Raw genomic sequence first — 10164 nt, forward strand, 5'->3', positions numbered from 1 at the left:
ATTAACATCAATTAAAGGCCGCTCATGCGCCCCTTCGTGTTGACCTCGCTGAACGCGTCAGCAGAGGTAGCTTGCCGCCACCTTGGCCTCCTCCTGTGAGGCCCCGGTGGCCGGTTCGTGCAGCGCGCGCTCAGTTCAGCCCGCGCACTTCGATTTCGACCCGCCGGTTGGGCTCCAGGCACTTGATCAGCTGCGCCCGCGGTTGTTGCATGTCGCAGTTGACCAGCGGTTTGCGGCTGCCTTCGCCCTGTGCACTCACCAGCTCGGCGGGTACGCCCTTGCCGACCAGGTAGGTGCGGATGGTTTGCGCCCGTTGCCGGGAAACCTGCAGGTTGCCTTGCGCATCGCCGAGCTGGTCGGCGTGGCCCGAGATAATGATCTTGCCAATGTTCGGTGTGTTCAGCAGTTTGCTGGCGATGGCACTCAACTGGTTCTGGCCTTCACTCTTGAGGCTCTGGAAGTCGGCGCGAGCAAAGGCGAACAGGGTGTCGGACTCCAGCGTGATGGTTTCGATCGAGCGTAGCGACTGGGTCAGCAGGCTGTTGATGTAGTTGCGCGAGCTGGACATCAGGAAGGCATTGTCGAGAATGCGCGGCACATCGGGCTCGCGAATCTGGTCGCTGTAGAACACGATCTGGCGGCTGGCGTACAGGTAGTCCTGGTTGCCGGCAGTTTCGCTGCCAGTGGCGCCCATGCGCTTGCCGGTGTGGCGGGCGATGGCCGGGTACCAGTAGTCCGGCAACCTGGCCTTGAGCAATGCCGGGTCGGCCTTTTCTCGCTGGGCAGGCGACAGCATTACGTAAGTGTCCAACGCTGCCTTGCCGAAGTCGGCGATCGACTGGGCGCGGTTGTCATGCGGCAGGGCTTCGGCCTCGACGCTGTCGACACCGGTCACCGGCTGCAACTCTCGGGTATTGCGCTGGTAGACCTTTAGCGTGGTCAGCAGGTACAGGGTGCGTGTCAGGTTGTCTGCTGTAGGCTTGAGCATCACGTTTTGCAGGGTGGCGAAGTAGCGCGCACGCAGTACCGGTTCCACCGCATGGCCCTGGTACAAGCCCAGGCGCATGCCCAGCGGCACGGCCTGGTCGTGGTGCTGCTGGTAGTAGTGCGCGGCCCAGAAACGCAGGCGGTCGAGGCTGTGCCATGGGGCGTATTGGCCAGGGTTGGCCTGGTCCTCACGCTTGGCCTGGGCCAGTTCGGCGGCCATCGTATCGAGGGTGTTGCGGTTGTTGATGTACGACCAGCCCCACAAGCTGCACAGCAGCAGGCCCGCCAGGCTGGCAGCACCCACCCAGGCGGCCTTGCGCTGGCGTTCGCGCCGGTTGCTGGTGTATACGGCCACCAGATGCTGGTCGGGGATGATCACCTTGCGGAACAGGCTATTGATGAACAGCGGTGCCGGCTGGCTGTTACCCGCGCTATGGTCCTGGCCGTGGGCCAGGGCGAAACGCTCGGCGACGTGCTGGCCATGGCTGCCCCACAGGGCGTCGTCGGCTTCCAGCGCGGCGGTGAAATAGAAACCACGCAGCAGTTCGGCGTTCTGGTACGGGTTGGCCCGCAGCAGGCTGTAGACGAATTGCTGCAGGCGCGGCTTGAGCGCAGCCAGTTCGAGGGGGAAGCGGTAGGCGGCATTGTTCTGGCGGGTTACCTGGATATCCTGCTGCATCAGTTGCTGGCTCGCTACCTGCTGCCAGTAGCCGGTCAGCTCGTCCATGGCTTTGCCGAAGCGCTGGCCCCAGTCGGCTTGTTCGTAGCCTTTGTGCGAGAACGTCTTGCCCATTACCTCGCCGCGCGCTGCGTCATCCAGCTGGCGATAGAAGGGCATGAAGCCCGGGATCAGGTCGCATTTAGTGAACACCAGGTAGATGGGCAGGCGCACCTCCAGCAGGGCGCAGCTTTCCTGGATACGCTCGCGCAGGCGCTTGGCCACGCGCTCCTGGTCTTCAGCCGAGCCGTGCAGGATATCGGCGATGCTGACGCTGACGATCAGCCCGTTGAGTGGGCGGCGCTGGCGGTGCTGGCGGAGCAGCTGCAAAAACCCGCGCCACTTGCCCGCTTCCTCAGGGCTGTTCATGTAGCGGCCGGCGGTGTCCAGCAGCACCGCTTCGGAGCTGAAGAACCAGTCGCAGTTGCGCGTGCCACCCAGCCCTGCAACCCGCGCACCTTCACGCTCGGCGTAAGGGAAATTGAGCCCGGATTGCAGGATCATGGTGCTCTTGCCGGCGGCCGGTTGGCCAATCACCAGGTACCAGGGCAGGGCGTACAGGGCGTCCTTCGCTGGGGTGCCGCGTGGTTTGTTGCTGTGCAGGCGTTCGATGCTCTGCAGCAGGCGCTCGCGCAGCAGGCTGATTTCTTCGCGGTCGGCCGGGGTGGCGTTGAGTACCGCTTGGTCTGCGTCATCACGCAGCAGCGCCTCAAGGTTGTGGTGCTGGCCTGCGCCACGATAAAGCAGTAGTACATAGCCCGCCGACAGCAGCAGGAACACACCAATGCCTGCCAGCAGGCTGTGCAGCGAGGCAAAGCCCAGGGCACGGCCCAGGGCCCAGACCACGAAGATCGCCAAGAAGAAGGCCAGCCCCAGCAGGTAGGGTTGATAGCGCAGGCAGTAGTACTTGATCTTGTTCATACAGGCGTCGCATCCAACGCATCGACAAAGCGGTCGATAACGTGTTGTAGGGGTCGGTCGTAATCGTGCACGGGCGCTTTTGGCGGCAATGGGTCGAGCAGGTCCAGGCGCTGGCCGGCTGCAGCCGTGCCGCTGAGCAGGCGGTACGCTGTGCCGGTATGGCGCGACGGGAAGCAGTACAGGCGCGGGTGCATGAAGTCGTCGGCAAGCAGGCTCACCGCCGGTACGTCATGCCGCCTGCCGATGCGTGCCAGCCAGGTCAGCCACAGGTCGGCGGTAGGGTTTTTCAGGCCACGCTCAGCCGGCAGTGGCAGCTCGATGCCGCCGTCGAAGTCGCCGTGCAGCACCGCTTGCGTAGCCTGCAAGCGTGCCAGTGCGGTAGCACTGTCGAAGGCCGGCCAGGAGCCGTGCAACGCACGGGCGACGTCACTGAAGCTGAAATCATGCAGGAACTTGCCGTGTACCCGCCGGAACAGGTCCAGGTCCTGGGTTTGCAGTGGGCGCAGGGCCTTGATGCGTTCGAACAGGCTGGCGCGCTCGGCGCCTTGCACTGCCTGATGCAGCAACGGCTTGATTTGCGCGCTGAACAACTCGCCGAGGGTGAACGGGTTGAGCAGCGTTTCACCTTCCTGGCCCTTGAGCACTTGGAAGATGAAGAAAGGGTAACGTCGGGCGCTGGCATCGCGGGAGCTGAGCAGGCCGCCCAGCAGCCAGTTGCCATTGCGCGCGCGGTAGCAGAAGAAGCACATCGGCAGTGCATCGAACAACGCCTGCCAGTCCTCGCGGTGGCGCATTGCCGCCAACGAGGCCTGCAGCCAGGCGTCGAACTCGCAGACTTCTTCTGCCGCGCCATGCAGGCTGACGAAGTCTGCGCTCGACGGCAACTTGCCGAAGCAGCCGATCATTGTGCGCCCCTGCCAGCGTCGTTGAGGGCGCTCAGCGCCTTGACGTCGCCCAGGTCGGTGAGTTTGACCCCACCGAAGTTGCGCACTACCAGGCTGACGCGACCATTGGCGGTGTTCCAGCTGAAGCGCTGCTGAATGCCATCCAGGTCATCGACCCGGGCGCTTTCGTTCATGCGCAGCAGGCCCCAGCGCCCCGGGAAGTCGAACACGGTGATGCGTGCACCGCTGAGGGTGACCACGTCCAGGCGCGCGCCCGGCGCATTGCTGGTACCAGGCCAGGCAAAACGGCTCCAGCTGCTGCGGCCGTTGCGATAGTGCTGCTCTTGGCCATCAAGGGTGAACACGATGTCGGTAAAGTTGGCCGACGGCTCAAGCATGATCTCGAAGCCGTTATCGCGGTCCGACAGGCTGGCGATCACCTGGCCCACGCTGCTGGCCTTGTCGATGCTGTTGAGCATCCCCGGGTTGACCAGCGCAGGCGCCTTGCCGTTGCTCAGCCCCAGGCCTTCACCACCGGACAGGTTGCCGATCTCATTGCGCTTGAAGGTCGGCAGCAGGCCGCTTTCGGGGTCGACGAAACGCTGCAGGTCCTTGACCGAAGCCTCGTTGCGGCTGCCGGTGGCGATCGGGTAACGGTGCGCCATGACCTGCTCCCAGGGCTTGGAGATCTGCTGCTTCCAGGCTTTGGCGATCTGCTGGCCGGCCGGGTCGCGCAGGGTTTCCCAGGCGTACTGGATCGGCAGGCTGAACAGGCTCTGCAGCGAACGCGACAGGCCGTCCTGGCTGGTGTCGACGCTGGTTTCCACGTAGTTGCGCACGGTGGTCACTTCGCTTGGCTGGCCTTCCAAGGTTTCGCTGATCAGTTGCTTACTGCTTTTACCGACATCCTGCGAGCGCTGGATGTTGTTCATGCGCACCTTGAGCTTGCGCAGCGCCGCCAGGTAACGGTCCATGATGGTGCTGTCGGCGCCTTCGGCGTTGTTGGCTGCGAACACACGGGCGACCGGCTCGAAACGCTTGGCCAGGCTGCCGTCGTCCACGGCCGGCAGGCTAGGGGCCAGGGCTTCAGGCGCCACATCCTTGGCTTCGTCGATCAGGCCGGTGACCTTGCTCCAGAAGCTGTCCGCGCGGGCATTGCCCGTAGGCGTGGCGTCACGCTTGACCGGTAAGTCCCACTGAGTGTTGTCATTGACCGCTGCCAGCAGGTTCTTCACCGGCGAGTTCTGCACGTCGCTGAGCAGCCCGAGGTGTTCGGTGGCCGAGGCCAGGTCGGCGAAGTGGCGCACGCCCACGCTGCTGACCATCTTGTACCAGGCCTGGGTGTAATCGCGTTTGTAGCGGGCCATGAACTCGCGCACGAAGTTGGCTTTCTGCACGATGGCATCGCCGCCTTCGCCATCGAGCACCCAGTCCGACTCGTTGCGCAGGTTGCCCGACACCAGCTTGATCAGCTCGGGCTTGACGAAGGTGTCCCAGCCTTGGCGGGTATAGATCGCCGGCACGCCGGCAGAGCTGTACAACAGGTTACGGCCAGGCGTTGGCACCAGGTCGTTGAGGCTCAGCGCGGGGAACTGGCGGCTGGACTCCAACTGCAGGCGCAGGTATTCGCGATCCACCAGCGAACTGGAAATCATGAATGCCTTGAGGTTCTGCCGGGTTTCGTCGATCAGCTGTTGGTTACGCGGCAGCGACGGCGCCTGGCCTTGCTCCAGCAATTGAACGTACAGAGGGGCGTTTTCGCTGATGACGGCTTCGTCGGTGGGGGAACCTTGGGTTGCGGCGCCTGCCCAGGCCTGTGGCAGGCTGGCGGCGACGAAAGCTGGGTCCGGATGGGCTTGCGGTTCGGTCAGCAGCAGGTACAGCTTGAGGGTGTTGTAGGCCTCGATGATCGACGCCACCTGCTGTTCGTCCAGGCGCCCGAGCATCTCTTCGGACAGCGACAGGCCACCGGTGGTGGCGGACAGTTCGGCCGCGTCGCTCGCCGTGGCCAGGTTGACCTTGGCGGCGTAGGCGCCGGCACGGGTCTTGGTCAGGGCCGCCTGGGCCTTGGCCGCCAGGCGTGGCGCCAACGGCTTGCCATTGCGGCTTTTCGGCGTCGGGGTGAACTCCAACTCCTGGTTGATGCCGCTGGCAAAGGTGTTGAATGCACGCATCTGCACCTGCAGGCTGCGGGCGATCGGCTCCAGTGCTTGGCTGCGCAGTTGCGCCAGGTAGGCGTCGCGGGCCACCTGGTGAATCGCCTCACCGTGGTACAGGCCAGCGCTCAATTGCAGCGGCACGCCCTCCTGGCGATGGGCTTCGACCGTCGCCATCTGCCCGCGCAGCACTTCCAGGCCTTTACCAGCAGCCAGCAGTTGTGCGCGGTCATCGGCGCGTTCGATCTCGGCCAGTTGCCCACGCAGGCTGTCCAGCCATTGGCGGTTGTTGGCGAACGACAGCGCCTGCCAGCCGATGAAGGCCACCCCGGCGGCAGCCGCAAGGCCAAGCAACAGGGGGCTGAAGCCAGCCTGGCGGCCTAGGCGCGACTGATACAGGGTCAGGTCGCGGTCGGGGAAGATCACCTGGCGGAACGTGTCGGTGATGAAGTAGCTGCGGTTGCCTTGCGGGTGGCTGGCCGGCTGGGCGCTATCGTCGTGGGCCGCTTGCAGGGCAAAGTTGTCGGCGATGGCGTCTTCGTACACCTGGCCCAGTTGCTGCTCGGTTTGCAGGGCACTGGTGAAGTACAAACCGCGCAACAGCAGCGGCGCACCGCCACCCTGGCCGCGGGTGAAGTGTTCAAGGAACTGCTCCAGCACGCCATTGAGTTCTGCGAAGTACTGGGGGAAGTTGAGCAGTGTGCTGTCGGCGTCTGCGCCGAGGCTGATCATCTGCGCATCGACGTGGCGGCGAACGTGGCTCTGCAGGTTTTTCAGGCGGGTGTTGAGCACCGCCTGCAAACCGTTGTTGCGGATTTCCGACAGGCCGAAGGTCATGCCCAGCGGCTGCTGGCGCTGGTGCAGGTCCAGCCCTTCGAAGGCCTGGTTGAAGCCGGGCAACTGGTCGGTCTTGCTCAGCATCAGGTACACAGGTGGGTTAGTGCCCAGGCACTCGGCGTATTCCGCCACGCGCGCTACCAACTGCGCGGCCAGCGCATTACGCCCGTCGCTGTTGGCCGCCAGCAGTTCAGGCAGGCTGACCACGAGCACCAGGCCGTTGATCGCTGCCTTACCGCGTTGCTTGCGCAGCATGCGCAGGAAGGCTGAGAACTCGCTGGCAGACTGATCGTCGCGCAGGTAACGGCCTGCGGTGTCGATCATCACTGCGTCGGGGCTGAAGTACCAGTCGCAGTGCTGGGTGCCACTTTCACTGTCATTGGCGGTGGCGATGCTGGCCGAAAGGCCCGAGTGGGTCAGCAGCGAGGTTTTGCCTGCAGCCGACATGCCGATCACCAGGTACCAGGGCAGGTCGGACAGGGCTGCCTTGCCACCACCACCGGCGGAGCGGTCGGTGCGCAGCATGGCGATGGCATGCTTGAGGCGCTCGCGCAGCACCTGCTGGTCACGGAATTCACCCGTGGCGTTCCACGAGCGATCGACCTCGATCTGCAGCAGGTTCTCCAGGTTATGCTCGGCGCGGATGCGCTGGTACTGGCGCAGTACGATCACCAGCAAGAAGCAGGCGCTGATGATGGCCAGCGCTTCAGGCACATGGTGGCGCAGCCAGGGCACCATCGGGGCCACCAACCAGCAGATCAACAGGGTCACCAACCACAGCAGTGGCAGGAGAATCCAGAAACTCTTCAACAGACGCAGTAATGTTTTCATGTCTTCCTGACTCGGCTACCTGAGGTGTGCTCAGGCACTGAACAGCTGGCGGATTTGTTCGGAAAGGGCGGCGACATCCTTGTCCAGCAACCAGTCGAGCGTCAGGTACACCGCGACGCAGACCAGCGCAATCAACACCAGGTACACCCACAGCGGCACTTCGTGGCGCAGCATCTGCGACACCTGATCGGGCAGGGCCCAGTCCGGCGAGAGGGTTTTGGGTGGCTTGCGGTAGCGCGCGATGTCCTGGCCCAGGGCGTTGGCCAGGTAGCGCAGCTGGTCTTTCTGGCCGAGGCTGAACTTGCCCTCGAAGCCCAGTGCCAGGCACAGGTGGTAGACCTCCAGTACATCGAGGTTCTGTTTGACGTCGCCGCGCAACGTTTCGACCTTCTCGAAGAAGCCTTCACCGGCCAGGTGCACACCGAAATAGCGGAACTGCAGCGGTTGCAGCTCGAAGTGCCCCCGCAGCTCGTTGTCGCCGGAGCGCAGCACGCTTTCGTCGAGGAAGGCGCACAAGGCGTACTGAGTGTCCTTGACCTGCTCGACGCTGTAGTTGGCCGCGCGGGCATCGCGCTCCAGGTTGGCGAAGAAGCGGTCGACGCTGGCTTCGAAGGCTTGTACCGAGGTCACCTGACGGCCACGGCGGACAATCAGCGCCATGCTGATGAAGTCCTGTACCAGGCTCTTGAGGGTCGGTTTGTCGGTGGCGGGCGCGACGGCGCCCTGTTGCAATACGGCTTCGGTCATTTGAGCACCGCCATCAGTTCAAGCTTGAGGTTGGTAAAGGCGCTGGGCGCATAGAAGCAGATGGTCTGGGCGTTCATCATTCGCTCGTAGACATGGCCATGTGGCTCGATGGCGAAGTACTGGTTGTCCAGGCGTACTGGGATGGCGTTGGGCAACCGGGCGGCATGGTTGAGGGTGACGCCAGGCATGGCGCTGTTGACCACCACTTCGATGTCTTCCGGCGAGCCCACCTTGAACGCACGCGGCACCAGCTCCAGCAGGCTGGCACCAGGCATGTCGGCGTGTACCGAGATATAGAAGTCGGCCTCGACCAGGCGCGGGTCGCGCAGTTGCCCCTGCCAGTACGACGGCTTGGTCTGGGTGAGGTTGATGATGATGCATTGGTTGGGCACGACGTTGTCGAGCATCACCCGGATCATCTCGTCCAGTTTGACCAGTGACGCCGCCGGGTCGTGGTGATCGTATTCGGGGACATCACTTAGCTGGGTATCGAGAGTGAACGTCAACAGCCCGCCGGCAAGGTCGGCCAGGAACAGGTACAGGCGCTCCGGATGCAGCCGCGGATGGGCCAGCAGGTGGGCCAGTTGCGGGTGCGCACGGTTGACCGTGTTCAGCAACCAGAACAGTGTGACGTCGCTGGAACCGAACTCGGCGATCTGGTCGGCGCGCTCGCGGCGCCGGCCCGACAACGCCTTGCTCTTGGCCTGCAGGGCACCGAGCAAGCGCTTGCCGATGCCGGCCAGCGTCTCATGGCTGCCCAGGTGCAGGGTAGGGTGGACGAAGTGCGGGTCCAGGTTGAAGCCGCCCATGCTGTTGCGGGTGAGTTTGGCCAGCGGGCAATGGCTGTAGCCATCGAGGCTGTCGCCATCGACCAGCAGCACGACATTCAGGCGCAGGCTGGTGATTTCGTTTTCCAGTTCGCCTTCGTTGAGGTCGGGCAGGGTATCGAACTGTTTGCGAAAGCGCCGCGCTGCCTTGTGCTCTTGGCCATCTTCGACATAGTTCAGGCCGAATGGCTCGGGCAGTTTGAGTGCGGCGTAAACCTTCAGGTCGTTAGCCTTGAGGAGGTCTTTGAGGTCGCGCGCGGCCGGCAGCGGGTCGTGCTGCGGCGCGTCGTACAGGCTGCCGTCCGGAAACACCAGTTTCAGCCGCTTGAGCTGCAGCGAACCGTTGGCCAGGGCATCCTCGTCCACCTGCAGCGCCTGTACCCCCCAATGAAACGGGGTGCCGCGCAATGTGGCCTCGGCCAACTGGTGCTGGTGGAACTCGTCCTGGTATTGGAAGTGCTGGGGCAGCAGGAACATGCCTTCCGACCACATCACCCGGCTCTGCTTGCTCATTTGACGCTATCCACTAAAGAATTGAAGGTTGAATCCATGGCGTTACTGGCCGATTTGCCGGCAGCGTCGGTGGCCTTTTCGATCACAGCGTCCTGCACTTTTTCGGTGAGAGCAGACGGCGCTTCGTCGGCCTTTTGCGCAGCAGCCAACTGGTCAGCGGTGGGCGGCTTGTTCAACACATCGACGCCACGCAGGGCGCTGATTTCGGTGTTGTCCACCAGTACCCACAGGCCATCGGAAGAGAACCAGATACCGTCCTTGCGCAGCGACTCGGCATCGAAGGCGACCTTCCAGCGGGCATCGTGCTCATCACGGAAAAACGCCGCCACGCCGACATAGCGGGCGGACTTGGCCAGTGGCCATTGGTCGGTCTGGCCGATACCTGGCAGCAGGGTGAGCTCGCGGGCTTCTACCAGCGTGTTGCCCAAGGCTTTTTCCGGAGCGTCCCAAAGTGTCTCGGCGTCGGTGGCTGCAAAGCGCTCGAGGTCGGTCAGCTGGTACACGCGCATCACCACCGACAACGGCTTGCCTTCAGCGTCGGGGTTGAGCTGGTTGCCTCCGTCGGAGGTCAGGATGACCTTCTCGCTGTCGGCCAGCATGTCGGCCGCCCAGCTGTCTTCCATGCGCTTGCCGATGCGGTCGGTGACGCCGCAACCCGCCAGCGCCAGCAGCAGGGCTGCGACGGTCAGGCGCTTGAGGGCAGTGTGTGTGTGGTACATGACGGCTAAACCTCCGGGTACTCG

The 10164-nt window shown here is 63.7% G+C and carries 6 protein-coding genes; all 6 read right to left on the minus strand.

Going from position 1 to position 10164, the window contains the following annotated elements; genetic code table 11:
- Window positions 1-130 precede the first annotated feature (130 nt).
- The 6 genes from tssM to tssJ are packed head-to-tail and all read right to left on the minus strand — an operon-like array spanning window position 131 to window position 10140.
- On the minus strand, window positions 131-2626 hold the full coding sequence (gene tssM, locus ABRP30_RS11940) for a type VI secretion system membrane subunit TssM (protein WP_349974198.1): 2496 nt from the start codon (window positions 2624-2626) through the stop codon (window positions 131-133).
- Window positions 2623-3531 carry a type VI secretion system-associated protein TagF gene (gene tagF, locus ABRP30_RS11945; protein WP_267823523.1) on the minus strand — a complete coding sequence of 303 codons (909 nt, stop codon included), beginning with the start codon at window positions 3529-3531 and terminating at the stop codon, window positions 2623-2625. Before tagF ends, tssM begins: the two co-directional genes overlap by 4 nt.
- Window positions 3528-7334: a type VI secretion protein IcmF/TssM N-terminal domain-containing protein gene (locus tag ABRP30_RS11950; RefSeq protein ID WP_349974197.1), complete on the minus strand. Its 3807-nt coding sequence runs from the start codon at window positions 7332-7334 to the stop codon at window positions 3528-3530. Before ABRP30_RS11950 ends, tagF begins: the two co-directional genes overlap by 4 nt.
- A gap of 30 nt (window positions 7335-7364) precedes the next feature.
- Entirely contained in the window at window positions 7365-8081 is a 717-nt protein-coding gene (icmH, locus tag ABRP30_RS11955) for a type IVB secretion system protein IcmH/DotU (protein WP_241807102.1), read from the minus strand.
- Window positions 8078-9421, minus strand: coding sequence for a type VI secretion system baseplate subunit TssK (gene tssK, locus ABRP30_RS11960; RefSeq protein WP_267823529.1), 1344 nt, complete (start codon window positions 9419-9421; stop codon window positions 8078-8080). The genes icmH and tssK overlap by 4 nt, the downstream gene beginning before the upstream one ends.
- On the minus strand, window positions 9418-10140 hold the full coding sequence (tssJ, locus tag ABRP30_RS11965) for a type VI secretion system lipoprotein TssJ (RefSeq protein ID WP_349974196.1): 723 nt from the start codon (window positions 10138-10140) through the stop codon (window positions 9418-9420). The genes tssK and tssJ overlap by 4 nt, the downstream gene beginning before the upstream one ends.
- Between the last annotated feature and the right edge of the window lie 24 nt (window positions 10141-10164).

Source organism: Pseudomonas sp. WHRI 8519 (genome assembly GCF_040224055.2).
GTDB lineage: Bacteria > Pseudomonadota > Gammaproteobacteria > Pseudomonadales > Pseudomonadaceae > Aquipseudomonas > Aquipseudomonas putida_X.

Excerpts from the sequence above, each read along its gene's own strand:
- tssM (WP_349974198.1), bottom strand. The coding sequence starts at position 2,626 with ATGAACAAGATCAAGTACTACTGCCTGCGCTATCAACCCTACCTGCTG.
- tagF (WP_267823523.1), bottom strand. The coding sequence starts at position 3,531 with ATGATCGGCTGCTTCGGCAAGTTGCCGTCGAGCGCAGACTTCGTCAGC.
- ABRP30_RS11950 (WP_349974197.1), bottom strand. The coding sequence starts at position 7,334 with ATGAAAACATTACTGCGTCTGTTGAAGAGTTTCTGGATTCTCCTGCCA.
- icmH (WP_241807102.1), bottom strand. The coding sequence starts at position 8,081 with ATGACCGAAGCCGTATTGCAACAGGGCGCCGTCGCGCCCGCCACCGAC.
- tssK (WP_267823529.1), bottom strand. The coding sequence starts at position 9,421 with ATGAGCAAGCAGAGCCGGGTGATGTGGTCGGAAGGCATGTTCCTGCTG.
- tssJ (WP_349974196.1), bottom strand. The coding sequence starts at position 10,140 with ATGTACCACACACACACTGCCCTCAAGCGCCTGACCGTCGCAGCCCTG.